This is a genomic window from Arthrobacter sp. NPDC055138 (assembly GCF_053607305.1).
In genome coordinates, this window is sequence record NZ_JBSGTH010000007.1 from 78,930 (window position 1) to 104,246 (window position 25,317).

General features: G+C 65.3%; 32 protein-coding genes. 28 read left to right on the plus strand and 4 right to left on the minus strand.

The genetic code is table 11. The annotated features are described in order from the left end of the window. The first annotated feature begins 1 nt into the window (after position 1). The 14 genes from rplO to ACWF5H_RS16760 all read left to right on the plus strand — a co-directional run bounded on the left by rplO (position 2) and on the right by ACWF5H_RS16760 (position 10,348). On the plus strand, positions 2–457 hold the full coding sequence (rplO, locus tag ACWF5H_RS16695) for a 50S ribosomal protein L15 (RefSeq protein WP_127511077.1): 456 nt from the start codon (positions 2–4) through the stop codon (positions 455–457). 197 nt (positions 458–654) lie between these two features. After that, positions 655–1,968: a preprotein translocase subunit SecY gene (gene secY, locus ACWF5H_RS16700; protein WP_452038203.1), complete on the plus strand. Its 1,314-nt coding sequence runs from the start codon at positions 655–657 to the stop codon at positions 1,966–1,968. Next, on the plus strand, positions 1,965–2,540 hold the full coding sequence (locus ACWF5H_RS16705) for an adenylate kinase (protein ID WP_452038204.1): 576 nt from the start codon (positions 1,965–1,967) through the stop codon (positions 2,538–2,540). Before secY ends, ACWF5H_RS16705 begins: the two co-directional genes overlap by 4 nt. 26 nt (positions 2,541–2,566) lie before the next feature. Next, entirely contained in the window at positions 2,567–3,394 is an 828-nt protein-coding gene (map, locus tag ACWF5H_RS16710; protein ID WP_452038205.1) for a type I methionyl aminopeptidase, read from the plus strand. Positions 3,395–3,480: 86 nt separating this feature from the next. Continuing rightward, complete coding sequence (locus ACWF5H_RS16715; protein ID WP_452038207.1) at positions 3,481–4,356, plus strand: metal-dependent hydrolase; 876 nt, start codon at positions 3,481–3,483, stop codon at positions 4,354–4,356. Between the two features lie 61 nt (positions 4,357–4,417). Next, positions 4,418–4,675 (plus strand): hypothetical protein, encoded by a 258-nt coding sequence (locus ACWF5H_RS16720; protein ID WP_452038209.1) that lies wholly within the window; start codon positions 4,418–4,420, stop codon positions 4,673–4,675. A gap of 110 nt (positions 4,676–4,785) precedes the next feature. Beyond that, the gene (locus ACWF5H_RS16725) at positions 4,786–5,787 is read left to right on the plus strand and encodes a P1 family peptidase (protein WP_452038211.1); all 1,002 of its coding nucleotides are present in this window, start codon (positions 4,786–4,788) and stop codon (positions 5,785–5,787) included. A gap of 258 nt (positions 5,788–6,045) precedes the next feature. Continuing rightward, positions 6,046–6,267, plus strand: a complete 222-nt coding sequence (infA, locus tag ACWF5H_RS16730) for a translation initiation factor IF-1 (RefSeq protein ID WP_005267757.1) — start codon at positions 6,046–6,048, stop codon at positions 6,265–6,267. Positions 6,268–6,341: 74 nt separating this feature from the next. Next, positions 6,342–6,455: a 50S ribosomal protein L36 gene (rpmJ, locus tag ACWF5H_RS16735; RefSeq protein ID WP_005267758.1), complete on the plus strand. Its 114-nt coding sequence runs from the start codon at positions 6,342–6,344 to the stop codon at positions 6,453–6,455. Between the two features lie 159 nt (positions 6,456–6,614). Beyond that, on the plus strand, positions 6,615–6,989 hold the full coding sequence (rpsM, locus tag ACWF5H_RS16740; RefSeq protein WP_127511084.1) for a 30S ribosomal protein S13: 375 nt from the start codon (positions 6,615–6,617) through the stop codon (positions 6,987–6,989). Between the two features lie 46 nt (positions 6,990–7,035). Then, the gene (gene rpsK / locus ACWF5H_RS16745) at positions 7,036–7,437 is read left to right on the plus strand and encodes a 30S ribosomal protein S11 (RefSeq protein WP_005267760.1); all 402 of its coding nucleotides are present in this window, start codon (positions 7,036–7,038) and stop codon (positions 7,435–7,437) included. A 157-nt stretch (positions 7,438–7,594) separates the two neighbouring features. Further along, positions 7,595–8,599 carry a DNA-directed RNA polymerase subunit alpha gene (locus ACWF5H_RS16750; protein ID WP_127511086.1) on the plus strand — a complete coding sequence of 335 codons (1,005 nt, stop codon included), beginning with the start codon at positions 7,595–7,597 and terminating at the stop codon, positions 8,597–8,599. A 65-nt stretch (positions 8,600–8,664) separates the two neighbouring features. Then, a complete protein-coding gene (rplQ, locus tag ACWF5H_RS16755; RefSeq protein ID WP_452038213.1) occupies positions 8,665–9,228 on the plus strand; it encodes a 50S ribosomal protein L17 in 564 nt (187 codons plus the stop codon). 187 nt (positions 9,229–9,415) lie between these two features. Continuing rightward, positions 9,416–10,348 (plus strand): tRNA pseudouridine synthase A, encoded by a 933-nt coding sequence (locus ACWF5H_RS16760; RefSeq protein WP_452038215.1) that lies wholly within the window; start codon positions 9,416–9,418, stop codon positions 10,346–10,348. Positions 10,349–10,539: 191 nt separating this feature from the next. On the opposite strand, the gene fliW is transcribed toward ACWF5H_RS16760, so the two are convergent. The 4 genes from fliW to ACWF5H_RS16780 are packed head-to-tail and all read right to left on the minus strand — an operon-like array spanning position 10,540 to position 13,746. Beyond that, the gene (fliW, locus tag ACWF5H_RS16765; RefSeq protein ID WP_452038216.1) at positions 10,540–10,923 is read right to left on the minus strand and encodes a flagellar assembly protein FliW; all 384 of its coding nucleotides are present in this window, start codon (positions 10,921–10,923) and stop codon (positions 10,540–10,542) included. Then, positions 10,920–11,831 (minus strand): flagellar hook-associated protein FlgL, encoded by a 912-nt coding sequence (flgL, locus tag ACWF5H_RS16770; RefSeq protein WP_452038217.1) that lies wholly within the window; start codon positions 11,829–11,831, stop codon positions 10,920–10,922. Before flgL ends, fliW begins: the two co-directional genes overlap by 4 nt. 3 nt (positions 11,832–11,834) lie before the next feature. Beyond that, the gene (gene flgK / locus ACWF5H_RS16775) at positions 11,835–13,250 is read right to left on the minus strand and encodes a flagellar hook-associated protein FlgK (protein WP_452038219.1); all 1,416 of its coding nucleotides are present in this window, start codon (positions 13,248–13,250) and stop codon (positions 11,835–11,837) included. 10 nt (positions 13,251–13,260) lie between these two features. Beyond that, positions 13,261–13,746, minus strand: a complete 486-nt coding sequence (locus ACWF5H_RS16780) for a flagellar protein FlgN (protein ID WP_452038220.1) — start codon at positions 13,744–13,746, stop codon at positions 13,261–13,263. Between the two features lie 245 nt (positions 13,747–13,991). Here ACWF5H_RS16780 and ACWF5H_RS16785 point away from each other — a divergent pair, with 245 nt between their 5' ends. From ACWF5H_RS16785 to ACWF5H_RS16850, 14 genes are all read left to right on the plus strand, one after another. Beyond that, positions 13,992–14,801, plus strand: a complete 810-nt coding sequence (locus tag ACWF5H_RS16785) for a sigma-70 family RNA polymerase sigma factor (protein WP_452038407.1) — start codon at positions 13,992–13,994, stop codon at positions 14,799–14,801. Positions 14,802–15,073: 272 nt separating this feature from the next. Beyond that, a complete protein-coding gene (locus tag ACWF5H_RS16790; RefSeq protein WP_452038221.1) occupies positions 15,074–15,907 on the plus strand; it encodes a flagellin N-terminal helical domain-containing protein in 834 nt (277 codons plus the stop codon). Between the two features lie 121 nt (positions 15,908–16,028). Beyond that, complete coding sequence (gene fliD / locus ACWF5H_RS16795) at positions 16,029–17,372, plus strand: flagellar filament capping protein FliD (protein WP_452038222.1); 1,344 nt, start codon at positions 16,029–16,031, stop codon at positions 17,370–17,372. Then, a complete protein-coding gene (fliS, locus tag ACWF5H_RS16800; RefSeq protein WP_452038224.1) occupies positions 17,369–17,815 on the plus strand; it encodes a flagellar export chaperone FliS in 447 nt (148 codons plus the stop codon). The genes fliD and fliS overlap by 4 nt, the downstream gene beginning before the upstream one ends. 7 nt (positions 17,816–17,822) lie before the next feature. Then, positions 17,823–18,176 carry a hypothetical protein gene (locus ACWF5H_RS16805; protein ID WP_452038226.1) on the plus strand — a complete coding sequence of 118 codons (354 nt, stop codon included), beginning with the start codon at positions 17,823–17,825 and terminating at the stop codon, positions 18,174–18,176. 125 nt (positions 18,177–18,301) lie between these two features. Further along, complete coding sequence (locus ACWF5H_RS16810) at positions 18,302–18,643, plus strand: flagellar basal body rod protein FlgB (protein ID WP_452038228.1); 342 nt, start codon at positions 18,302–18,304, stop codon at positions 18,641–18,643. Further along, entirely contained in the window at positions 18,643–19,035 is a 393-nt protein-coding gene (locus ACWF5H_RS16815) for a flagellar basal body rod protein FlgC (protein ID WP_364644335.1), read from the plus strand. The genes ACWF5H_RS16810 and ACWF5H_RS16815 overlap by 1 nt, the downstream gene beginning before the upstream one ends. Continuing rightward, positions 19,035–19,340 carry a flagellar hook-basal body complex protein FliE gene (fliE, locus tag ACWF5H_RS16820; RefSeq protein ID WP_452038230.1) on the plus strand — a complete coding sequence of 102 codons (306 nt, stop codon included), beginning with the start codon at positions 19,035–19,037 and terminating at the stop codon, positions 19,338–19,340. The genes ACWF5H_RS16815 and fliE overlap by 1 nt, the downstream gene beginning before the upstream one ends. Further along, positions 19,340–20,974: a flagellar basal-body MS-ring/collar protein FliF gene (fliF, locus tag ACWF5H_RS16825; RefSeq protein ID WP_452038231.1), complete on the plus strand. Its 1,635-nt coding sequence runs from the start codon at positions 19,340–19,342 to the stop codon at positions 20,972–20,974. The genes fliE and fliF overlap by 1 nt, the downstream gene beginning before the upstream one ends. Then, on the plus strand, positions 20,971–21,990 hold the full coding sequence (gene fliG / locus ACWF5H_RS16830) for a flagellar motor switch protein FliG (RefSeq protein ID WP_452038233.1): 1,020 nt from the start codon (positions 20,971–20,973) through the stop codon (positions 21,988–21,990). The genes fliF and fliG overlap by 4 nt, the downstream gene beginning before the upstream one ends. Then, complete coding sequence (locus ACWF5H_RS16835; protein WP_452038234.1) at positions 21,980–22,639, plus strand: FliH/SctL family protein; 660 nt, start codon at positions 21,980–21,982, stop codon at positions 22,637–22,639. Before fliG ends, ACWF5H_RS16835 begins: the two co-directional genes overlap by 11 nt. Beyond that, positions 22,636–23,964, plus strand: coding sequence for a FliI/YscN family ATPase (locus tag ACWF5H_RS16840; RefSeq protein ID WP_452038235.1), 1,329 nt, complete (start codon positions 22,636–22,638; stop codon positions 23,962–23,964). Before ACWF5H_RS16835 ends, ACWF5H_RS16840 begins: the two co-directional genes overlap by 4 nt. Positions 23,965–23,966: 2 nt before the next feature. Continuing rightward, positions 23,967–24,389: a flagellar FliJ family protein gene (locus ACWF5H_RS16845; protein ID WP_452038237.1), complete on the plus strand. Its 423-nt coding sequence runs from the start codon at positions 23,967–23,969 to the stop codon at positions 24,387–24,389. A gap of 2 nt (positions 24,390–24,391) precedes the next feature. Then, positions 24,392–25,312, plus strand: coding sequence for a C40 family peptidase (locus ACWF5H_RS16850; protein ID WP_452038239.1), 921 nt, complete (start codon positions 24,392–24,394; stop codon positions 25,310–25,312). Positions 25,313–25,317: the final 5 nt, after the last annotated feature.

Genomic DNA, 25,317 nt, shown 5'->3' on the forward strand with positions numbered 1-25,317 from the left:
GATGGCAGAAGAGAACAAGACTCTCAAGGTCCACCACCTGCGTCCTGCCCCCGGTGCCAAGACCGCCAAGACCCGTGTTGGTCGTGGTGAAGGCTCCAAGGGTAAGACCGCCGGTCGCGGTACCAAGGGTACAAAGGCCCGTTACCAGGTCAAGGCTGGCTTTGCCGGCGGCCAGTTGCCGCTGCACATGCGCCTGCCGAAGCTGCGCGGCTTCAAGAACCCGTTCAAGGTGGAATTCCAGGTTGTGAACCTGGACAAGCTCAATGAGCTGTTCCCCGAGGGCGGCGACGTGACCGTAGAGGCCCTGGTGGCCAAGGGTGCCGTTCGCAAGAACCAGCCCGTGAAGGTCCTGGGCACCGGCGACATCACCGTCAAGGTCGATGTGAAGGTTGACGCCTTCTCCGCCAGTGCCGCTGAGAAGATTGCCGCCGCTGGCGGCACCGTGACGGCGCTCTAGCAGCCCGTTCCGGGTGCAATCTATTAGCAGCCCCTGACTGAACTCGTGGTGGCCGGTTTACGCCGGTCGCCACGAGTTCAGCCGCTTTAAAGGCAGACGACGTATTCTTAATCCGTTTAATGCGAACGGGCCGAGCCGTTAGACTCGGATCTTGTGACTTGCCGCGCAGCGGCATCAGAAACTTTTTGGGAGGACGCTTGCTTAGCGCAATTGGCCGGGCATTCCGGACGCCGGACCTGCGGCGCAAGTTGCTGTTCACGCTGGGGATCATGACGGTCTACCGCGTGGGCGTATTCATCCCGGCTCCGGGTGTGGACTACGGCAACGTGCAGCAGTGTCTGGCGCTGGGCAACACCAGCGGCGGGCTGTATCAGTTCGTCAATCTGTTCAGCGGCGGCGCGCTGCTGCAGGTGTCCATCTTCGCCCTCGGCATCATGCCGTACATCACCGCCAGCATCATCGTGCAGCTGCTGCGCGTGGTGATCCCGCGGTTCCAGGAACTGCACCAGGAAGGCCCGCAGGGTCAGTCCAAGCTGACGCAGTACACCCGTTACCTGACCATCGCCCTGGGCCTGCTCAACGCCACGACGCTGGTGTCGCTGGCGCGGACCGGCGCCCTGCTGGGCAACTGCCCGGTCCCGATCATCCCCGAAGACAACCTCGTGGTGATCAGCCTGATCATCCTGACGCTGACCGCGGGCACCGGCCTGATCATGTGGATGGGCGAGCTGATCACCGAGAAGGGTGTCGGCAACGGCATGTCCTTGCTGATCTTCATCTCGATCGCCGCCGGGTTCCCGAGCTCGCTGGGCGAGATCTGGAACACCCAGGGCGTGAACGTCTTCCTCGGCGTGCTGCTGGTCGGCCTGCTGACCGTGGCCGCCGTGGTCTTCGTGGAACAGTCGCAGCGCCGCATCCCGGTGCAGTATGCCAAGCGCATGGTGGGACGCCGCACCGTCGGCGGCACCAGCACCTACATCCCGATCAAGGTCAACATGGCCGGCGTGATCCCGGTGATCTTCGCGTCGTCGATGCTGTACCTGCCGTCGCTGATCGCGCAGTTCAATACGCCGACCGACGGCACCACCGCGCCGCCGGAGTGGGTCAACTGGATCAACACCTACCTGGTCAGCGGGGACTCGCCGTTCTACATGGCGGTCTACTTCTCCCTGATCGTCTTCTTCACCTACTTCTACGTGGCCATCACCTTCAACCCGGAGGAAGTCGCGGAGAACATGAAGAAGTACGGCGGCTTCATCCCGGGCATCCGGGCCGGCCGCCCGACCGCGGAGTACCTGCAGTACGTGCTGGCCAGGATCACGCTGCCCGGTGCCCTGTACCTGGGCATCATCTCGCTGATCCCGCTGATTGCACTGGTGCTCATCAACGCGAACCAGAACTTCCCGTTCGGCGGCGTCTCGATCCTCATCATGGTTGGTGTGGGACTGGAGACCGTCAAACAAATCAACGCACAACTACAGCAACGCCACTACGAAGGACTCCTGCGATGACTCAAATGCTCATTATCGGCCCGCCCGGATCCGGCAAGGGCACCCAGGCCTCCCGCATCTCCGACCGGTTGGGCATCGTCGCGATCTCCACCGGAGACATCTTCCGCGCCAACGTCAAGGAAGAGACGCCGCTCGGCGTCGAAGCCAAGAAGTACATCGACAAGGGCGAGTTCGTGCCGGACAGCGTCACCAACAACATGGTGCGCGACCGGTTGAAGCAGCCCGACGCCGCCGACGGCTTCCTGCTGGACGGCTACCCCCGCACCAGCGGTCAGGTGGACGAACTGGACAACATCCTGGCCGAGGCCGACACGCAGCTGGACATCGTCCTGCAGCTGACCGCCGACGACGAGGAACTGGTCAAGCGCCTGCTCGGCCGCGCCGAGCAGGAAGGCCGCAGCGACGACAACGAGGCTGTGATCCGCCGCCGGCTCGCCCTTTACCACGAGGAAACCGCCGTCGTCGTCAACCGCTACGCGGAGCGCGGCATTGTGGCCACCGTCGACGGCATCGGCGACATCGACGAGGTTACCGAGCGCATCATGACCGCGCTCAAGTCCGTCACGGCCTGACAGCCCGAGAGAGTTAGAGACAGCCCATGGCGTTCCGCCAGCCCAGCATCGAATACAAGACCAACGACCAGATCCGCAAAATGCGTACCGCCGGTTTGGTGGTCAGCCGCGCGCTAGACGCTGCGGTTGCCGCCGCCGTTCCCGGCGCTACCACCGCGGACGTGGACGCGGCCTTCGAAGCGGTGCTGGACGAAGCCGGCGCCAAGAGCAACTTCAAGGGCTATCACGGCTTCCCGGCCACGGTCTGCGTTTCCGTCAATGAGGAAGTGGTCCACGGCATCCCCGGCGGCAAGGTGCTCCAGGACGGAGACATCATCTCGGTGGACGGCGGCTGCAGCGTGGACGGCTGGCACGGCGACTCCGCACGCGGGGTAATCGTGGGCACCGCCGATCCGGAAGACCAGCGGCTCTCCGATGTCACCGAGGAAGCCATGTGGCGGGGTATTGCCGCCCTGGCCAACGGCCACCGCGTGGGCGACATCGGCAACGCCATCGACGACTACGTCTCCTCGGTCCCCGGCAAGCCGCTGGGCATCCTGGAGGACTACGTGGGCCACGGCATCGGCACCGCCATGCACCAGGCTCCGGATGTGCTGAACTACCGGACCAACCACCGCGGGGCGAAGATCCGCCCCGGGCTGTGCCTGGCCATCGAACCGATGCTGGTCCGGGGGGACATCGAGACCAAGGTGCTGGACGACGACTGGACCGTGGTGACCACGGACGGCTCCCGTTCCTGCCAGTGGGAGCACACCGTGGCCGTGCACGACGGCGGCATCTGGGTTCTGACGGCCGAAGACGGGGGAGCGGCGAGGCTGACTCCGTTGGGGGTTACCCCGGTGCCGCTGGACTAGCTGCCGGCCGCCCCGGCCCGACTTCATCGCCCGAAGGCCGGTCCTGCTGGATAGATCGTCCAGCCGGACCGGCCTTCGGGCGTTTAATGACCATCCCCGAAAGGACGTCCCGCACCATGATGGGATCCCACCACGCCCTCTCCGGCGCCGCCGCCTGGATCGCCCTCACCAGCCAGGTGCACGTGCCGCTGGATGCCATCACGACGCCGATGGGCTGGGGCGCGCAGAGCCTCACCTTGGGCTGGGGGCTGCTGGATGTCGGGCCGCTGGGCCTGATCACCGGGGCCATGGTGACCGCCGGCGCCGCGCTGGTGCCGGACGCTGACCATCACAACGCCACCATCGCGCACTCGCTGCCGCCGCTCTCCAATTCCGTCTGCGCCGGCGTGGGGGCGCTGGCCGGCGGGCACCGCAGGGGCACACATTCGCTGATCGGATTGGCCGCTTTCGTGGCCACGGCGTGGGTCGCCGGGCTCTGGACCGTCGAGACCGAATGGTTCGGCACCGTCTATCCGGGCGCGGGCATATTGTGCGTGCTGCTGGTGGCCTTCGCGGCCAAGGCCCTCAAGTTCCTGCCCGACGGGCTGCAGAAGATTCCGTGGGCCGTGGGCCTGTCGGTAGCCGCGTTTATCGCCGTGTACGCCCCGGAGCAGCAGAACTGGTTCCCGCTGGCCATGGGCATCGGCGTGGTCATGCACGTGCTCGGAGACATGCTGACCACCGGGGGAGTGAACCTGCTCTGGCCGCTGCGGATCAAGCCGCCCAAGGTCTGGCGCCGGGTCCCGCTGCTGAACACCATCTGGCGGCGGAACGGCTACTTCGCCCTGCCGCTGTTGGGAAATGCCGGCTCCGTGCGCGAATGGGCGCTGCTGGTGCCGGTCAGCGCCTACGTCGTCATACTGTTCGTGGGCGCCTGCCTTGATGTTGGACACCAGGGCCTGACGGCGCTCGGCGCCGGCTGACACCCGCGGCCCTCCGGCCGACAGTACGGGATGTATCGGGAAGAACCAGAGGAGAGACTGCATGAGCCGGAATCCGAAGCGCATCGATGGGAAAGCAGTGGTGCTGGTGGTGGTCGTTGTGGTGCTCTTCGCAACCATTCTGCTCCCGGCAGTGAACGCCGGCTTCGCCCTTGTCTCCGGCGCTGCGGCCGGTACCGAGCCGAGTGGGCTGGGCATTGTCCTGGCCGGAATCATCGGCGTGCTGACCGCCGCCGTCGCCGGGATCGGTGTGGCCGCCTGGCTCCGGCGCCGCCGGCGGCAGCAACGGAACATACCCTGAGCCTTCACCTCCCCGGCTGAAGGCGTCGTCCACGGACCGCAGGCCGCCGGGCCAACACACTGAATGGCCCCATCCTTGCTCCGCCGCTTCTGCCGGGCGAGGATGAGGCCATGGCTTCTTCCATCACCGATGTGCCCGGCATCCGCGTGGGCCAGGTCCAGAAGACCGGCGACGGCTGGCTCACCGGCGTCACCGTGGTGTTGCCGCCGCCTGGCAGCGTGGGCGCCGTGGACGTGCGCGGCGGAGGGCCGGCCACGCACGAAACCGACGCGCTGGACCCCACCACCCTGGTGCCGACCGTGGACGCGGTGGTGCTCGCCGGCGGCAGCGCCTTCGGGCTGATCGCCGCGCACGGGGCACAGCGCTGGCTGGAGGAACAAGGACTCGGCTACCGCACGGCGAACGCAGTGGTGCCGATTGTCCCGGCGGCAGCCATCTATGACCTGGGCCGGGGCGGAGACATCACAGCCCGCCCCGATGAGCAGATGGGGTACGACGCCGCTGCCTCCGCGGGCGCGATGCAAGACTTCGGCGCGGTGCAGCGCGGCAACGTCGGCGCCGGCACCGGGGCATCCCTGGGCTTCCAGCAGTACAAAGGGGGAGTGGGGACCGCCTCGCTGCGGATGAGCGGCGCGAACGAGGGCGTGGTGGTGGGCGCGCTGGCGGTGGTGAACGCCGCAGGCATGCCGTTCCACGGTGCAGGGAGTGGAGCGGAGGGTCTCCACACGGGCGCTGCGCGCCCTGGTCGACCACCGGAGGGGGCGGATGTGCCCGGGCGGCGGGGGGAGGGTGCCCCGCTGAACACCACGCTTTGTGTGGTGGCGACCAACGCGGTGCTGGACCCGGCCCAAGCCAAAAGGACCGCGTCCGCCGCGCACGCCGGGCTGGCCCGGGCGCTCAGCCCGTCGCACACGCTGATGGACGGGGATGTGGTCTTCACCCTGGCCACCGGGCAGCAGCGGTTGGTCCAGGAAGGTCCGATGGATCCACGGGCGGAACTGCACGTGCTCGCCGCGGAGGCGGTCACCGCTGCCATCAGGGACGCGGTGGTGAGCGCCGAACGGGTGGAGGGCTCCGGCGTCGTACTGGAAAAGTACCCCTACCCGGACTGAGGAAGCGTGCCGCGGCAGCTCACGGGGACGTTGCGCGCAGCCATCGCGGGGAGCTGCCCCGCCGTTATCCGGATTTAACTTTATCCCGCATCCGGAGTACAGTTGTCTGTTGGTTGTCTCTACTTTCATGCCCATCTTCGGGTGCATGGCGCCCGCGAAAGCCGTTTGGATTCGTACGGCGTCAGTGGGGTGTAGCGGCAAGCAAAACCCAACAACTAGCCACCGCGTCAGCGATGGTTACTGACGTTAGCGGAGGATATGGCTAAGAAAGACGGTGTCATTGAGATTGAAGGCACTGTGCAGGAGGCTCTGCCCAATGCGATGTTCCGCGTTGAGCTGACCAACGGGCACGTTGTGCTGGCTCATATCTCAGGAAAGATGCGTCAGCACTACATCAGGATCCTCCCAGAGGACCGCGTTGTGGTGGAACTCAGCCCGTACGACCTCTCACGGGGCCGTATCGTCTACCGCTACAAGTAAAGACTTATGCCGCGGGCAACTGCGGGGAACGTAAGTAGTTACAACAGCATCAGCTAACAACGCAAAGGAAAACCATGAAGGTCCAGCCGAGCGTCAAGCGGATTTGTGACAAGTGCCAGGTGATTCGTCGCAAGGGCAACGTCATTGTGATCTGCGAGAACCCGCGCCACAAGCAGCGCCAGGGCTAAGACTCCTGCTTTAGCAGGGGCCGCACGCCCACGCGTAGTAACTCAATAAAGGCAGCGCAGCAGGGCAACCTGCATACCCCCGGCACGGAGGCCGGGGACCCGAGGTATTCGGGGATGTGCTGCTTCAGACCTCCGGATACAACAAGGAGAACCGCCAATATGGCTCGTCTCGCTGGCGTAGATATTCCCCGCGAAAAGCGGGTAATTATCGCCCTGACTTACATCTACGGCGTGGGCAAGACCCGTGCAGAGCAGGTTATCGCGGAGACCGGCATCAGCCCGGACACCCGCGTCAAGGACCTCACCGACGCTGAGCTCGTTCAGCTGCGTGACTTCATCGAGGGCAACTACAAGGTTGAAGGCGACCTCCGCCGCGAAGTTGCAGCCGACATCCGCCGCAAGGTTGAAATCGGCAGCTACGAAGGCATCCGCCACCGCCGCGGCCTGCCCGTCCGCGGACAGCGCACCAAGACCAACGCCCGTACCCGCAAGGGCCCGAAGCGTACCGTCGCCGGTAAGAAGAAGACCCGCTAATTTCCAGCCGGTCAGCTAGCTACCAACCAACTTTGTAGGAGAAGAAATGCCCCCCAAGACTCGTGGAGCGGTCCGCAAGCCGCGTCGCAAGGACAAAAAGAACATCGCGCTGGGCCAGGCGCACATCAAGAGCACCTTCAACAACACCATCGTGTCCATCACGGACCCGACCGGTGCCGTCATCTCGTGGGCCTCGGCCGGCGAGGTTGGCTTCAAGGGCTCCCGCAAGTCCACTCCGTTCGCCGCGCAGATGGCTGCCGAATCGGCTGCCAAGCGTGCCCAGGAGCACGGCCTGAAGAAGGTCGACGTCTTCGTGAAGGGCCCGGGGTCGGGACGCGAGACCGCCATCCGTTCGCTGCAGGCCGCTGGCCTCGAGGTTGGCTCCATCCAGGACGTCACCCCCAGCGCTCACAACGGATGCCGTCCGCCGAAGCGCCGCCGCGTCTAATCAGCCCAAGGATACTTTTGGCCGCCGCACAGAGTCCTCCCACGTTTGCGGGAGATCCTGTCGGCGGCCGAAAGTTCCATGCTGGAGGCTGACCAGCCGCCCATTTCCACCAATTCGTGCTGCGTCATATAGCGGATGCTCGCTGAAAGGAAACTAAGTGCTCATTGCACAGCGCCCCACCCTTACTGAAGAAGTAGTGGCCGATAACCGGTCCCGGTTCGTCATCGAACCGTTGGAGCCGGGCTTTGGCTACACCCTCGGAAACTCTCTCCGCCGCACGCTGCTGTCCTCGATCCCGGGTGCTGCCGTAACCAGCATCCGCATCGACGGCGTGCTGCATGAGTTCACCACCGTGCCGGGTGTGAAGGAAGATGTCACCGAGATCATCCTGAACATCAAGAACCTGGCCGTCTCCTCCGAGCACGACGAGCCCGTGGTTGCCTACCTGCGCAAGCAGGGACCCGGCGTCGTCACCGCAGCAGACATTGCTCCGCCGGCCGGCGTGGAATTCCACAACCCGGACCTGCACATCGCCACGCTGAACGAGAAGGGCAAGTTCGAACTCGAACTGACCATCGAACGCGGCCGTGGCTACGTGTCGGCAGCCCAGAACAAGTCCGGCGACCAGGAGATCGGCCGCATCCCGGTTGACTCCATCTACTCGCCGGTGCTGAAGGTGACCTTCAAGGTTGAGGCAACCCGTGTTGAGCAGCGCACCGACTTCGACCGCCTGATTGTCGACGTCGAAACCAAGGACTCCATTGCACCGCGCGACGCCGTCGCCTCCGCCGGAACCACCTTGGTTGAACTGTTCGGCCTGGCCCGCGAGCTGAACACCGCCGCCGAAGGCATCGAGATTGGCCCGAGCCCCACGGACGCCGCCCTGGCTGCCGACATGGCCCTGCCGATCGAGGACCTGGAGCTGACGGTCCGTTCCTACAACTGCCTTAAGCGTGAGGGCATCCACTCCGTGGGTGAACTCGTTGCCCGCTCCGAGGCCGACCTGATGGACATCCGCAACTTCGGTGCCAAGTCCATCGACGAGGTCAAGGCAAAGCTGGTGGAACTGGGTCTGTCGCTGAAGGATTCGCCTCCTGGGTTCGATCTGGCTGCCCGCGCTGCAGCCATCGACGAGGACGAAACCTTCGAGGACGAACTCTAAATCGCAAGAATTCTGCCGCCTTGGCGCTCGGGAGCGCACAGCGGCACCATTGAGGAGAAAACATAATGCCTACCCCCACTAAGGGTCCGCGCCTCGGAGGCGGTCCTGCCCACGAGCGCCTGATGCTCGCTAACCTGTCCGCCGCGCTCTTCGAGCACAAGCGGATCACCACCACGGTCACCAAGGCCAAGCGTCTGCGCCCGTTCGCAGAGCGCCTGATCACCTTCGCCAAGCGTGGAGACCTGTCCTCGCGCCGCCGCGTGCTGGCCGTAATCAGCAACAAGGGCATCGTCCACGAGCTGTTCACCGACATCGCTCCGGTCATGTCCAACCGCGACGGCGGCTACACCCGCATCACCAAGATCGGCAACCGCAAGGGCGACAACGCCCCCATGGCCGTCATCGAACTGGTGCTGGAGCCGGTTTCCCCGAAGCAGGCCGTGGTGAACGAGGCCGAGAAGGCCACCGCCAAGGCCGCCCCGGCTCCGGTCGAGGAAGAGACCGCTTCGGCCGAGTCCGCTGAGTCGCCCGAGTCGGCTCAGTCCGGCGATTCCGCCGAATCGGCTGATTCCGGGGAGTCCGCTCCGTCGGCCGAGTCCGCTGAGGAAGCCACCGAAGAGAAGAAGTAGTTCTTCACCTTCACGGTTTGAAGCCCGCCGTTCCCCTCGGGGAGCGGCGGGCTTCTGTGTACCCCGGAGTTTGTGAATAACGACGGCGGTGCTCGGCTTGGGGGCGCGGTGCGACGGCTGCCTGCCACTCATCTGGTCGCCCGGCAGTTTCCGGCTACTGCGGGTGGCTCCCGGTAGCATTGAATCCATGCATGTGAAGACCTCCGCCGTCCCTGACCGGGGCGGCGATCTTTTGCGCGTCCGGATGGATGTGGCGTACGACGGCGGCCCGTTCAGCGGGTGGGCAGTGCAGCCGGGTAGGCTGACCGTCCAGGGGGCCATTGAGGAAGCGCTCGAGACGATGATCCGCCGGCCGGTCCGTCTCACCGTCGCCGGCCGCACCGACGCCGGCGTACACGCCCGTGGGCAGGTGGTGCATTTCGACCTGACAGCAGGGGAGTGGCACGGACTCGCCCGCGGCCAGGAGATAGACCCCGGTCTCGCTCTGGTACGGAGGCTGCGCGGCGTGCTGGCCAAGGTGCTGGGCGGCCGCGTGGGCGCACCGGTGCCCTACCGGGACCTCGCCGGGGCTATCGAGGTCAGGCGGGCGGTCATTGCCCCGGCAGGCTTTGACGCCCGGTTCTCGGCCTTGTGGCGCCGCTACAGCTACCGGATTGCTGACGACGCGGAGCTCTGGGATCCGCTCTCCCGCAACACCACGCTCTGGCACAAAAAGGCTCTCGGTGTCGACCTGCTGAACGAGGCCGCCGCCAAACTCCTAGGCATCGGCGACTTCCTGGCCTTCTGCAAGCCGCGCGAAGGCGCCACCACCATCCGGGAACTGCAGAAGTTTGAATTCAAGCGCGATGCCGACGGCGTGGTGGTCGCGGCGGTGCAAGCCGACGCGTTCTGCCACAACATGGTCCGTTCCCTGATCGGAGCTTCGCTGATGGTCGGCACCGGCGAGCATCCGGCGGAATGGCTGCGGGACCGGATGCTGGCAAAGGTCCGCGATTCGAAGACCAAGCTGGCCCCGCCGCACCCATTGGTGCTGGAAGAAGTGCTTTATCCGGACGGTGGCGAACTGCTTCGCCGCGCCGAGCAAACCAGGGCCAAGCGCTCGGACCCTGACGAGGGCTGAGGTGGATTGCTTCCGGCGGTTCCCCCATGAGCCGCCGGAAGCCATTCAACGGGTGTAATCCCGGATCCCCCTGCACGTCCGTTGGACCGTGCTGGATAAAGCTTGCACGGCAAATGCGTAAAGCTCAATAGTTTTAGACGTCTGACTTCTCCCACCACTATGCGGGTAGGCAGCAGAAGACACAGCTGTTGCTAGGCTGCCTTCGGCGTCAGTTCTGCACGGAGCGGCCAGTCCTGGCCCTCCAAGATGACCTGGGCGCTGACGCCGGTGTGGACGTTGACCACGATCGGAGCCATCAGGTTCACGGTAGTGCCGGCTTCGGCCGGGTTGGCGACGACCAGCACCATGGCGTCCTCGGAGGCGTTGAGGTCCAGCGCGGCTCGGTCGTCGTCGGAAATCACGGGCGTGTACTGGTTCAGGTACGTCGCGGCGTCCAGCACGAACAGTCGCTTGGCCGGTTCGGCCACCGGCTGCAAGGAGTACAGGCCGGCCGCGCCGTCGATCTCGTCCAAGGTGAAGTCCACCAGCGGAGCCAAGCCCGGGGGAGGAGCCACAAAGGTCAGCGAAGCGCTCATCGCAGGAAGTCCATCAGCGTCGGCTGCAGCACGCGGGCAGTGACCTGCAGGGCGGCCTGGTAGGCCACTTCCTGCATCTTGAGGTCCAGGACCACCTTGCCGATATCGGGATCCTCGATCCCGGAGCGGCGGGCTTCCAGCGAAACAGCTTCGTCCAAGTTCGTCTCCTGGGCTTTCAGGATCTGGGCATGGCGGGTGCCGATCTCGGCGCGGGCGTTGATCACGGTGTTGAGTCGAATGTCGATATCGTTCAAACGGCTGCTGACGTCGTCGCCTGCGCGGACCTCGGCGGCAAGCGTATCGAGCAATGCAAAGACAGAGTTGCCTGCACTTCCGTCTGCCGGGTCGCTGCCGAAGATCTTGGCACCTTCAGCGTCTGCGCGGACCGTCATGTCCGGGCCGATGCGGCGGTCCACTTGGGAATTCGGGCCGGTGAAGGTGTACGGCGCTGCGTTCCCTGTGTGGTTGAAGGCCGCGGCACCATCAGAGTTGCCGGCAAATACGCTGCGACCCAAATATTTCGTGTTGGCAGCATCGAGCAGGCTTCCCTTGATGCTTTCCAGCTCGAGGGCGATGGCTTCGCGGCCTGTCGGTGATACAGATCCGTTGGTTGCCTGAATGGTCAGATCACGGGCCTTGTTTAGCAGAGACGTGACTGTGCCGAGGGCTGAATCGGCAGTGGTAAGCCAGCCATTAGCGTCATCGATATTGCGCTTGTACTGTTCATTGGCGCGGATATCCGCACGAGTGCGCATGGAATCGGCAGTGCCCGTCGGGTCGTCCGACGGGCGGGTGATCAGCGACTCGCCGGCCGCCAGTTGCTGCAGCTTGGCAATGCGTGCCATATTGTCCTGCAGGTTGCGCTGGGCAAAGCTGCTCATCGTTTGGTTAGTGACTCGCGAAATCATGGACTATCTCCCAACCAATCCGGTGCGGTTGATCAACGTATCGAGCATTTCATCTATCGCCGTCATCACTCGAGCCGCGCCCTGATAAGCGTGCTGATAGGACAGCAAATTGACGTTTTCCTCGTCGAGGTCCACCGACGCGTTGGAAAGCTGCAACGTCTTAGCTGACTGCGAGGCGATGTCGGCGAGGTTCGCTTGCTGCAGTTCTGTCTTAGCCGCAACGCCGATCTTGGTGACGATGTTCTCCCAGAACCGGTCAGGAGAGCCCGCACCGATGCCCAGTTGCGACATTTCATCCGCTACAGACCCATCCAATGCGCCATCCGTGGGTTTGCCGGCCTTGAGACTGCTGACATCCGTGATGGCAACGCTGAGCTTCAGCGCGGCCGGGGTCGGATCGGCGGGATCCAAGTTGAAGAACTTCGCCGCGTTTGCCGGGTCGGTCTGGCTATATACGCCGTTGACTTTTCCGGCCAGGTCCTCTGCAAACGCGTTGAAGTCCTTCGCGGCGCTTCGCAGCGGGCCGCCATCGGTTCCACCCAGCATGGAAAGCGCACCCGCGATCTCGCCGCCCTCGAGCACTACCGGCATGCCCGCGCGGCTCGGGCTTTCCCACGCGAGATGAACGCCGTTCCCGCCCGAGATGTCTGTATCTGAACCGGCCGCAACGGTGATGCGCTGCGCATTGGGGCCGGTAACGAGCGCGTTGCCGCCAATCAGAACGTCCACCTGGCCGTCGCTGCCCTGGCGCACTGTGGCACCGGTGAGGGCCGCCAGCCGTTCAGTCAGCAAATTGCGGTGGTCCATCATTTCGTTGGCAGAACCGCCGTTGGCTACAGCAAATCGGATCTTTTCGTTCAGGCTAGCCACCTGCGCCGCCGTGCCGTTGACCTCTGCGGCCATGGTGTCCACGTTAGAGCGCAGGCGCGAGAACTGCTCGCGGACCTCTTGGTATCCACGGCTGATCATGTTGGCCAGAATGTTGGCTTCTTCCAGCACCACGCCGCCGGCAGCAGGATCATCAGGGCGGTTAGACAGGGCCTGCCAAGAGGCCCAGAATTCCTGCAGTTGGGTGGAGATGCCGTGTTCACCCGGCTCGCGAAGCGACGCCTCCAAGGCGGACATCGTGTTGGCCCGCACTGCAGAATATCCGGCAACGCCGGCGGAGAAACGGACGCGTGTGTCCAGGTGCATGTCGCCCAGCCGGGCGATCGCGTCCACCGATACGCCCTGTCCGATTTGCACTCCGCCGGTCAGCAATCCGGTGCGTTCCAGCGCGCCGATCGACGACGTGCTGATCCGTTGACGGGTGTAACCCTCGGTGTTGGCATTGGCAATGTTCTGGCCCGCGACGTTCAAGCCCTGGCGGGCGGCCACCAGTCCCGTGTATGCGGTGTTCAGGCCGCTGAAGGTGCTCACTGCGAAAACCTCAGATCGTTGTGTCGAACAGCTGGGATCGGTTACCCGAAACACCTGCCGTTCCGTGGGAGTCGTAGGTCCCGGCGTCGGGATTCAAATTAGCCAGCGTTTCCTGAGTGGAGCGGGCCGCGGCGCGAAGGAACTTCTCGTTCACGTCCCGCAGCTCTCGAATCTGCAAGGTCAGCTGGGTCAGCGCCTGCAGATGGCCCTTGAAAATTTCACCCCAGGGGCCTTCCGGAGCCTGGTCGGTGAGCTCACGCAGCGTGGCACCTTCCTGCATGCCCCACTCCCGGGCCAGTAAAGCCACCTCCACCGTGCGGGCCAGGCCGGCGTCGCGCAGTCGCTCCAGCACCTGTTCCACCTCGCGGGTGGCGTGTTGCAGCCAACGGGACTTGCCAGCGGTCAGGAGCAGTTGCTCCTCTTCGAGCTTGAAGACCAACAATTCAAGAAGTTCGCGTTCGTGCCACAGCATGGCGGACAGTTCATGGGCTCCCACGTCAGGCACCTCCCCTGGTTGATTCTGCGGATACGCCCCCACGTTCCGCGTCAAAAGGCCGCCACTAGATGAACTGAAAGTAACGGCATGGCTACATTCCTATCTATCGGCCCCAAGACCCTGTCCGTTAGAAATATTTGATGATAGGTTTCACCCAGAGATGAATCGTTCTTCCGGGGCCGCACCCCTCGGTGTTCTATCGGAATGATGCATCCACGTATCTTGGCACGGAGGGGGACATGTCAGTGGAACGTGCTGACCGTAACGAACTGGTGGTTGAAAACCTCCCGCTCGTCGGATATTTGGTCTCCGAAGTGTGTGCCAAGGCCACTCATCTTTCCCGCGACGATCTGGCCTCCGCCGGCTCAGTCGCCCTCATAACTGCAGCGGATGCCTTCGACCCGACCATGGGCGTTCCCTTCGGCGCCTTCGCCCGACGGCGGATTATCGGCGCCTTCGCGGACGAGATGCGGGCCATCGACTGGGCTCCCCGCTCGGTACGCAAGCGCATCAAAGAAACTCTGTCCGTTCGCGAAACCCTGACAGCAGAGTTGGGCCGCTACCCGAGCGTCGACGAAGTTGCTGCTGCCCTCGGAGTTGACCGCGAGACCGCCGAGGCGGCACTGGACGACGCTTCCCGGACGGTTTCCGCGCTGGATGACACCACGGCTGAACTCCTGGTATCCGAAACCGCGTCCCCCGAAGGCTCTCTGCTCACTGAGGAACGCCTCACCTTCCTCAAGGCTGCGGTGCACAACCTTCCCCCGAAGATGCGCTACATCGTGGAGCAGATCTACTTCGAGGATCGGTCTGTCAAGGAGATCGCCGAAGAAGTCGGCGCCACTCACTCCGCCGTCTCGCAGCAGCGCTCTGAGGCTATCCGCCTGCTCCGCGACGGCCTCCATACCCACTATTCCGACGACGGCGGTGGCTCCTATGTGCCCGAGTCGCGGATTGCGCCCTCCCGTAGGAATGCGTACCTGACGGCTCTGGCCGATCAGACGGTCGGCGGCATCACTCGCTTCGCCCGCCAGCACCAGACAGCCCTTTCCTAGCCGTCCGGTGATCGACCAAGGGCCGACAGGCTCGCGTGGAGATCCTCTCTCACGTTGATCGACTCAGTGCGCGCCAGCTCCCGCACGCGTTGATCGGCCCCAGGATGCCAGCACCGAGCACGCGTTGATCGACCTAGGCGCGCCAGCGCCGCGTGGAGATCTGGAATATTTTCAGAAATCTCCTAACCAACGCACAACTCCCTCCGATAGCTACAGTTGCCAGCCCATGGACGGGCCGGTGAATTTGTACCATCTCATGGAGGAGTTTCATCATGGCTTTCGCCATTAACACCAACGTTGCGGCCCTGAACTCGTACCGCAACCTGTCCAACACCCAGAACGACATCTCCAAGTCCCTGGAGAAGCTGTCCACCGGCCTGCGCATCAACCGCGCTGCCGATGACGCAGCCGGCCTGTCCATCTCCGAGGGCCTGCGTTCCCAGGTCAACGGACTGAACGTTGCAGCCCGCAACGCCCAGGATGGCATCTCCGTTATCCAGACCGCTGAAGGTGGCCTGACCGAGGTCCACTCCATCCTCCAGCGCGTTCGTGACCTGGCTGTTCAGTCGGGTAACGACTCCAACAACGCTGAAGCACGGACCGCTATCCAGGCCGAGGTTACCCAGCTCGGCCAGGAGCTGACTCGTATCGGTAACTCCACGAACTTCAACGGCATCAAGCTTCTGGACGGCACGGCGACCGCTCTGACCTTCCAGGTTGGCGCCAACGGCGTTGCGGCAAACGACCAGATTGCCATCGATCTGTCGGGTGCCAGTGCACTCGCTGTCGGTACCGCTGTTGCCGGCCTCGCGTTCGCGAGTGCCAGTGACGCTGCGGCATCCATCACTGCCATCGACGCGCAGATCGTGAACGTCTCGACGGCCCGGAGCGAGCTTGGTGCATACCAGAACCGCTTCGAGTCCACGATCAAGAGCCTGAACATCGCCGCAGAGAACCTGTCGGCATCGGAATCGCGTATCCGCGACACCGACATGGCTTCGGAAATGGCTAAGTTCACCAAGAACCAGATCATGTCCCAGGCTGGCACGGCAATGCTGGCCCAGGCCAACCAGATCAACCAGGGTGTGCTGCAGCTCCTCGGCTAAACCGGGTAGCTAACGGCTGAATGCGGCCCGGCAGCGAGGGATAAGAATTGGACCTCACACACTTCGCTGCCGGGCGTCGGCATTCGCACTACTAAACAGGCTTCTTTCAGGAGGAACTGGCGTGGCGTTTTCGATTGGTGGTTTGGTCAGCGGTCTTGATACCGCGACCATGATTAACCAGCTGATGCAGCTGGAAGCGCGTCCACAGTCCCTGCTGAAAAACAAGGTCTCCAGCACCCAAACGCTGGTCAGCGCACTCCAGACGCTCAACACACGTATCGCCGATCTGGGCAAAGTCGCCGCAGAAACCGCTAAGCCCAAGTCGCTGGACACCTTTGCCGGTACCAGCAGTTCGGACAGAGTTTCGGTGACGACGGCAAAAGGCGCGTCGGCAGGCGGAATCGACCTTGAGGTCGTCCAACTGGCCAAAGCCCAGGTGTCCGTCTCCGCTCTATTGAGCGACTGGCCCGAAAGCGCAACCGTCCTGACGATCGCCCTCCAGGACGGCCGAAAAATAGACGTTGACACGACCGGAAAAAACCTCGATCAAGTGGTGACGGCCATTAACGAATCCGGGGCAGGGGTTGCCGCAACTAAAGTCTCCGTCGGCACCGACCCGGCCAATCCCCAATACAGGCTGCAATTTGCTTCGAAGGCGCCCGGCGCCGCGGGGGAGTTTTCCATCAGCCTCGGTGTCGATCGCCTCGACACACTTGAAGTCAGCAAGGCCCAGGACGCCGAAATTCTGATCTGGGGCGGCCAGCAGAGCATCAAGTCGTCATCCAACACCTTTACCGATCTTCTGCCAGGAGTCAGTGTCACCCTGGCTTCCGATACGCCTACAGGCGAAAAGTCGTCCATAGCCGTAACCCGTGACGATGAAGCAGCAACTGCCAAGGCCAAAGAACTGGTCGACGGCCTGACCAGTCTGTTCTCCTTCATTTCAAAGAACTCATCGGTCAACGTTTCCACGTCCTCGGGGTCGACGACGACCAAGGGCGGGATCTTCACCGGCGACAGTAGCGTGCGCGATATTGAACAGCGCATGATGAAGGCAGCCATCGGCCCGATCGATGGCCGGTCGCCGTCTGAAATCGGCATCAGCATCACCAAGGACGGCGCGATCGAATTCGATGCCGAAAAGTTCAGCAAGGCTTTGAAGGAAGACTCCGCCTGGGCCGAGAAGGTCGTTCAGACGATCGCCGGCCGCGTGGCTACTGCCTCCACCGATGCCTCGGACAAGTACGACGGCGCGATCACCAAGCGCATCCAGGGCCAGGAGTCTTTGGTGAAATCGCTCAATGACCAGGTGGCCAGCTGGGACACGCGCCTGGCGTCCCGGCGCTCCACACTGGAGCGTACCTGGGCGCAGCTTGAAGTAACGCTGAACAGCCTGCAATCGCAGGGCGACTGGCTCAGTTCGCAGTTGGCCACCCTGCCGGCATGGGGGAGTAACAAGAAATGACACTGACCTACGGGCCGGGCTTCGGGGCCCAGGCAAAACGGAATCAGTTCCAGCGTGATGCGATCATGTCTGCCACACCGGCACGGTTGCTGACCATGCTGTACGACCGGCTGCTGCTGGACCTGAATAGGGCCGAGGCTGCACAGCAGGCTCAGCAGTGGTCGGTGGCATCGGAGAACCTGATCCATGCGCAGGCTATTGTGTCCGAATTGCTGTCTACGCTGAAGACCGACGTGTGGGATGGGGGAGAGGGCCTGAAGGCGCTCTACACCTACACGCTCAACGCGATGGTGAACGCGAACATCCACCGCGACGCCGCGCGGACCCGCGAGTGCATCGAGCTGCTGGAACCGCTACGCGAGGCCTGGCACGAAGCCGCCGATCAGCTCCCGGCACAGAGTGCCCGCGGCACCGGGATGGGCGGCGAACTTGGCATCGCCTGAGATGCCGATGAGCGACACGGACAACGTCTCGGAGAGTGACACCAGCGATCTCCGCCGCTGGATCGAAGTCCTCGATGAGCTGGAGCTGACGCTGGCAAGTGCTGCCGAAGCCACCAGCGAGGGGGAGGAACCGGACGCAAGCCGGCGCACCGCCGTCGTGCGCTGGAAGGCACCGCAGGGGCTCGGGCCGATCCCGAACGAATTGGTGGAGCGCGCCACGAAGCTGGCTGCCGCCCAGCAGGAAGCGATCCGTGAACTGCGCGCCGACATGCGGCAGAACCGGCAGGAACTGGCGTTCCTGGAGGCCGTTCCCACCCGCGCCACCTCCGGTCGTTCCGTCTACCTTGATGTAAACGGTTAACCAATCTCAAGATTTACCTAACGCACTCCCGTCTGCGTGCCGATAGCTGGATAGTGAGCACGGATAGCTCACCGAACAGGCCATGGATCGGCCGACCACATGCCAGTAGTAAGACGGGTCTTGCTGTGTTCGAATCTGTGACGGGGGCTGCCATGCAGAGCGCCCTGGACGGCCTCGCCATGCGCCAGCGTGCCATCGCCAACAACATCGCGAACGTAAATACCCCCGGCTATCATGCCCAGCGCGTGCAGTTCGAGGAAGCGCTGGCCAAGTCGGTAGCCCGCGGAGACGGCAGCGCCAGCGCCAGCATGGATCGCTCGCTCGAGCCTACGCGGCTGGACGGCAGCAACGTCAACCTGGATACCGAGACCCTTTCCAACATTGAAACTGTGCTGCGCTACCAGTTCGCAGCCCGGGCCGCGGAGGGTCCGTTCAGCGGCGTCCGCACGGCGATGAGGACCAACTAATGACTTTCGATGCCATTGGAATCGCCGGTACCGGCCTGACCGTCCACCGCAAGTGGCTGGACGCCGTCTCCGACAACCTGGCCAACGCCAACAACGCCACCAGCACCGATGGCGCCGCTTTCCAGGCCCGCTATGTGGTGGCCCAGGAAGGCCAGGGCGTCTCCGGCGTGTACGTGGCCGGGGCCGAGTTCGGTGACGCCGAAGGCACCATGGTGCACCAGCCGGACCACCCGCTGGCCGACGAGGACGGCTACGTCCGCTACCCGGACATTGATATGTCCCAGCAGATGGGCGCCCTGATCATGGCCCAGCGCGGTTACCAGGCCAACGCTGCCGTGGTTGACCGGGCCAAGTCCACCTACGAGGCCGCCCTGCAGATTGGACGCAACTGATGCCGCTCTCTTCCATTCCGCCGATCCAGGGCGTGACCGGCACCGGGTACCTGCCCGCCGCCGAGGCCCCGCAGTCCACCAACGGCGTTGGCTTCGCCACCTCGCTCACCGGTGCCGTCGACAACCTGCAGCAGCTGCAGTCGACCTCCAACCAACTGGCGATCCAGGCCGTGACCGGCGACCTGAATGACATCCACAATGCGACGCTGGCCTCCACCCGCGCCGCGGTGACGCTGGAACTGGTGGCCGCGGTCAGGAACAAGGGCGTTGACGCCTTCAACGAGATCATGAGGATGCAGGCCTAATGCCCGCCACAGTCTCCTCCTGGCTCTCGCGGTTGGGCAAAACCATCCGCGAATTCACCGTCGCACAGCGCACCATCGCGATCATCGGCATCGCCGTCGTCGTGCTGGGCATCGCCGCCCTGACGGCGTGGGCGTCCAAGCCCTCCTACACACCGCTGTTTTCCGGGCTGGCCGCGGCCGACGCCAACACCATCGTTGAGCAGCTGCGAACCGACGGGGTCCCGTACGAGCTGACCAACGGCGGCGGCACCATCCTGGTCCCGGAAGAGAACGTCTACGACCAGCGGCTCAAGGCCGCCGCGGCCGGAATGCCGAGCTCCTCCACCGGCGGGTATTCGCTGCTGGACGACATGGGCGTGACCTCCTCCGAGTTCCAGCAGTCGGTGACCTACAAGCGCGCACTGGAAGGCGAACTGGCCAACACCATTGAAGCGGTCGACGGCGTGAAGACCGCCTCCGTGCGGCTGGCCATCCCGGAGGAGACGGTGTTCGTCTCCGAAAAGGGCGAGCCGACCGCCTCCGTGTTCGTGGACACCGAGCGCACCACGCTGGGGGCCGACCAGGTCCAGGCCATCGTGCACCTGACCTCCGCGTCCATCGACGGGATGAAGCCGGAAAACGTGGCCGTGATTGACGCCGCCGGCACAGTGCTGTCCGCCGTCGGCGTGGGCGCCACCGGATCCGCGGACAAGCAGGCCTCCGACTACGAAGAGCGCGTCCGCGCCTCCGTGCAGACCATGCTGGACCGCGTGGTCGGACCGGGCAATTCCTCGGTGGTGGTGGCCGCGGACATGAACTACGAGTCCGCCGAACGCGTGGAAGAGACCTTCACGACGCCGGACGGCGCGCCCGCGCTGAACGAGTCCACGGAGACCGAAGAGTACGAGGGATCCGGCGGCGGAGCGGCCGGCGTGCTGGGCCCGGACAACATCGCCGTACCCGGCGACGCCGCGGGCGACGGAACCTTCACATCCGAGTCGGAGACCAAGAACAACGCGCTGAACAAGGTCACCGAGACCCGTGCCATCCCGGCCGGCGCGATCAACCGCCAGACTGTCTCGGTGGCGCTGGATGCCGACGCCGCCGGTGCGCTGAACCTGGCCAACATCGAGGGACTGGTCACCACCGCCGCCGGCATCAACGCCGACCGCGGCGACCAGGTCACCGTGGAACTGGTGCCGTTCAACACCGCCGGTGCACAGGATGCCGCCGAGGCCCTGGCCGCCGCACAGGCCGCCGAGGAAGCCGCGCGCCAGGCCGAGCTGATCCGCACCGCCATCATCACCGCGGGCATCGTGTTGCTGGTGATCATCGCCCTGCTGGTCTATGCCCGCTGGTCCCGCCGCCAGAACCGCGAGCCGGTGGACCTGGGCGAGCTGCAGGACTTCCAGCCGGAAATCGAGGCCCCGCAGGATCTGCAGCTGCCCGCGCCGAAGCCCGTGATCGTACCGGAACCGATCCCCGTGGTCGCCCCGTCGACCACCGCACTGGAGCTCACCGGACCGCCGGAACTGTCCGATGAGCAGAAGGACATGAACCGCAAGCGGGCCGAGATCGACGCCCTGGCCGCCCAGGAACCGGACAAGACCGCGGACTTCCTGCGGTCCTTGATGGATGAAAAGCAGAACGCATGAGCGAGCTATTGACCGCACTGACCGGCACCCAGAAGGTGGCGGTGGTGCTGATGCAGATGGAACAGGCCCGGGCCGCCGAGGTGATGAAGCGCTTCAGCGAGGCCGAGGCCGAGCTGATTACCGCCGAGCTGGTGGGCATGGGCCGGGTGGATCCCGAGGTCGCCGAAGAGGCGTTCAAGGAATTCCACGACATGACGGTCAAGGGCCGGCGCCGGCCGCGCGGCGGCAAGGAGTTCGCCGCCGGGCTGCTGGCGGCCTCCTTCGGTGCGGAGAAAGCCGCCGGCGTGCTGGACCGGCTGGCCACCTCGATGGCCGGCAAGCCGTTCGAGTTCATGGACGAGGCAGATCCCAGCCAGCTGATCACGCTGCTCAGCGGCGAGATCCCGCAGACCATTGCCCTGGTGCTGGCGCACATGCGCCCGGAGCAGGCCTCCGCGGTGATTGCGGGTCTGGACGAGTCGGTCCGGCCCGAGGTGGCCCAGTGCATCGCCACCATGGGCACCGCCACGCCGGAGGCCGTGACCATCGTGGCCGAGACGCTCAAGGTGCGGGCCGGCGCCGTCGTGCCCCGCCAGCAGGTGGAGGTGGTGGGCGGCGTGCAGCCGCTGGTGGACATCATCAACCGCGCCGACGTCGCCACCGAACGCGCGCTGCTGGAGGCGCTGGACGAACGCGACCCGGAGCTGGCGGAGGAAGTCCGCTCACGGATGCTCACCTTCGAAGACATCACCAAGCTGGAACCGCGCGACGTGCAGCAGGTGCTGCGCGGCATCGAGATTGCGGTGCTGGCGGTGGCGATGAAGGGCGCCAGCGAACCGGTCACCGAACTGATCCGCAAGAACGTCTCCGAACGCAACCGCGACATCCTCGACGACGAGATCAACGCCACCGGCCCGCTGCGCATGTCGCAGATCGAAGAGGCGCGCGCGGACATTGTGCGGTCCATCCGCGAGCTGGAAGCCAGCGGCATCATCACGGTCCAGCGGGGCGTGGAGGAAGACGAATATGTCTACTGACGCGACGTTCTCCAGGCTGAGCTTCCCGGAGCTGAACACCGGGGCGAAGAACTTCTCCAAGGTGGCCTACACCGAGCTGCGCAGCGACGACGAGGCGCAGGAGCGGGCGTTCGAGCAGGCCAAGGTCCGCGGCCATGCCGCCGGCTACACCGCCGGCATGCGCGAGGGCGCCGAGATGATGCGCGCACGCCAGTTGGCCATGGAGCAGCACCACGCCGCCATGACGGCCGACGGCCGCGCCCGTGTGCAGCAGGCCGTGGCCGCGCTAGGTGCTGCCACGCGCGCCTTGGAAGAACGCGCGGCACCGGTGCTGGCCGCCGCGCAGAACACGCTGGCCGCGGCAGCCATCGAGCTGGCCGAGGCCATCCTGGGCCATGAATTGTCCGACGGCGATGCCTCCGCGCGCTCGGCCCTCACCCGGGCTTTGGCCGGAGTGGATGCCTCCCGCGTGCACACCGTCCGGATGAACCCGGCCGACCTGACCATGCTGGCGCCGGAGATCCGCAGCCAGGCCGGCGTGGGTTTCAGCCCCGACTCTTCGCTGGCCCCCGGTGACGCGGTCACCGAATTCGCCGACGGCTTCCTGGACGCGCGGATCGGCACCGCGCTTGGCCGCGCCAGGGCCGCGCTGCTGGAGGTGCGGCAGTGACCGCCGTGGCCTGGCGCCCACGCGCCGACCGTTTCGCCGACGCGCTGGCCGCTGCCGCGCCGCAGCGCTACGGGATGGTGTCCTCGGTGGTGGGCCTCGGCGTCGAAATCATTGGCCTGGACTGTGCCATTGGCGACCTGGTGGTGATCGGCGAGGGCCAGGGCGTGGAGGCCGAGGTGGTGGCCACCAACCGGGACAGCATCCGCTGCATGCCGCTGGGCCGGCTCACCGGGATCAACACGGGCACGCCGGCCAAGGCCAAGGGCGTTCCGGTGCTGGTGCCGACCGGCGTCGGGCTGTTCGGCCGGGTGCTGGACGGCATGGGCCGGCCGATCGACGGCAAGGGCCCGCTGGTCTTCGATCAACTGGTGCCGCTGGACAACGACACCCCGTCCGCCATGCACCGGGCACGGATCGAGACCCCGCTGCAGCTGGGCGTGCGCGTGCTGGACACGCTGACCACGGTGGGCAAGGGCCAGCGCATGGGCCTGTTCGCCGGCTCCGGCGTGGGCAAGTCCTCGCTGCTGTCCATGATCGCCCGCGGCACCGACGCCGAGGTCTCCGTGATCGCGCTGGTGGGGGAGCGCGGCCGTGAAGTCCGCGAGTTCCTCGAGGACGACCTGGGCGAAGCCGGCCTGGCGCGCTCCATTGTGGTGGTCTCCACTTCCGACGAACCCGCGCTGATGCGGCTGCGTGCCGCCTTCACTGCAACCCGGATCGCCGAGTCCTTCCGCGACCGCGGCGCCGACGTGATGCTGATGATGGACTCGCTTACCCGCGTGGCCATGGCCCAGCGCGAAATCGGCCTCTCCGTCGGCGAGCCCCCGGCCACCCGGGGCTACCCGCCGTCGACCTTCTCCGTGCTGGCCCGGCTACTGGAACGCGCCGGCACGGCGGAGACCGGCTCGGTCACCGGCATGTACACGGTGCTGGTGGACGGCGACGACCACAACGAACCGATCGCCGACTCCGCCCGCTCCATCCTGGACGGGCACGTGGTGCTGGACCGGAAGCTCGCGGTCTCCGGACACTACCCGTCGGTGGACCCGCTGGGTTCGATCTCCCGCGTGGCCTCCAAGGTGAATACGCCGGAGAACTCCCGGGCCGCCGGCGCCCTGCGCAAGGTCCTCGCGGCCCGCAAAGCGGCGCAGGACCTGCTGGACGTGGGCGCTTACCAGCCCGGATCCAACCCGATGGTTGATGCGGCCGTGCAGCACGAAGACGACATCAACCTGTTCCTGCAGCAGCGGATGGACGACCAGACGCCCTCCGCCCAGTCCTGGGATCAGCTGAACCGCCTGACCCGCACTCTCGGAGGTATGTAGAGATGGCTCGATCCTTCCCCCTGGCCGGGCTGCTGCGGCTGCGCCAGCTCCAGCAGGACCAGGCCGCCGGCAACCTTGCCGCCGCGAACCACCGCGCCCGCGAGTCCGGTGCCCGGGTGGTGGCCGCCCGGAACGAGCTGGGCGAGATCATCAGCGAGGTCTCGGACGCCGCCACGCTGCATGCCGTGGCCGCGGCCCGGTCCGCCTCGCGCAGCATGCTGGCCGATCTGGAGAACCTGGACCGCACCCGGCAGCACGAGGCATACCAGGCGCAACAGGAGTTCCTCGCCGTGCGCAAGCAGTCCGTGGGGCTGGAAAAGCTGGAGACCCGGCACCTTGAGGCCGAGTCCGTCGAAGAGCTCCGCCGCGAGCAGCTGGTGCTGGACGAGCTGTCCATCGGCGGCCGGGGCGGTGACGGACGATGAGCATGACCGACACGATGGGCCGGATCCAGCAGATCCAGTCCACCCTGACCCAACTCACCCAGCCCGCCGTTGCCGCTGAGGCCGCTTCCGGCACGTCCGGCAGCGGCAGCGCCGGCGGCAGCACGGCCAGCACTTTTGCCGACGCGCTCACCGCCGCCACGGGCAGCTCCGCGGTCGGCGGTGCAGACGGCACGGCCGGGACTGCGGGCGCCGCGAGCGGAACCGCCGCGAGCGGGTCAGCCGCCGAACTGATCGCTGCCACCGAGAAGTATGTGGGCCTGCCCTACGTCTGGGGCGGCAACGATGCCTCCGTCGGGCTGGACTGCTCCTCCTTCGTGCAGCACGCCTTCCGCGACGTCGGCATCGACCTGCCGCGGGTCACCTGGGACCAGATGAAGGAAGGCACTCCGGTAGCCTCGATGGCCGACGCCAAGCCCGGAGACCTGCTCTTCAGCTTCGACGGCGGCCACGTGTCCATCTACCTGGGCAACGGCAAGGCCATCGATGCCCCGCAGCCCGGCGACACCATCAAGGTCCGCGACGCTTGGGAGAACGACTCCAACATCACCACCATCCGCCGCATCCTGCCCGATGAGCCAACGGTCCAGGCCGCTGGCGGTGTTGGCGCTGCTGCCAGCGCTCTTGCCGGTTCCAGCCCACTGACCGCCGACCAGCAAAGCGCGCTGACCGAACTGATCGGCGCCGCCCAGCTCTCCACCTCCACCGGACTGGGCTCGATGCTGAGCGGCCAGAACGGCACCGCCGGCGCGATCAGCGCCATGCTCTCCGGCCAGACCGGCAACACCGGCTTCGGTTCGATGCTTGCCGGCCAGGGCGCCACCGGTTCTTCCGCCGGTTCCGGACAAATGACGGACCTGCTGGCCACCGCGCAGGCAGCCATGGCGACAGGACAGAGAGCATGAGCCTC